Source organism: Pseudomonas juntendi, from assembly GCF_009932375.1.
GTDB lineage: Bacteria > Pseudomonadota > Gammaproteobacteria > Pseudomonadales > Pseudomonadaceae > Aquipseudomonas > Aquipseudomonas juntendi.
This window is the reverse complement of sequence record NZ_BLJG01000463.1, coordinates 1-444: the sequence shown is the minus strand read 5'-3', so window position 1 is coordinate 444 and position 444 is coordinate 1. Positions and strand designations below refer to the sequence as shown.

Below are 444 nucleotides of genomic sequence, written 5' to 3'. Positions count from 1 at the left end.
TCGAAGCCGCCCGCGCCGGCGAACAGGGCAGAGGCTTTGCGGTGGTGGCCGACGAAGTACGTTTGCTGGCACAACGCACGGGCAACTCGACGCAGGAAATTACCGAGATGGTCAAACGCATCCAGTCCGGCACCCGCGAGGCCGTGGGGCAGATGGAGGTGGGTGTACAGCAGGTCAAAGGCGGTGTGACCCTGGCGCAACAAGCGGGGGAGGCGATCGTCAACATTCGGCAGTCTTCGGGGGACGTGGTGCGCATGGTGGATCAGATTTCCCTGGCGCTGCGGGAACAGACCGCGGCTAGCCAGGATGTGGCGCGCAACGTTGAACGGATTGCCCAGATGTCGCAGCAGAATAGCCAGGCGGTGGAGCAGACGGCCGAGACGGCGGGGGCCTTGCAGCGGTTGGCGCAGGGGTTGTATGGGCAGGTGGGGGTGTTTCGGATTT

Annotated in this window: 1 protein-coding gene; it reads left to right on the top strand. The window is 64.4% G+C overall.

The window, feature by feature from the left end; translation table 11 throughout:
• A partial coding sequence (locus tag GYA94_RS26745; RefSeq protein ID WP_255327011.1) for a methyl-accepting chemotaxis protein occupies nt 1–444 on the top strand: 444 nt, incomplete at both ends.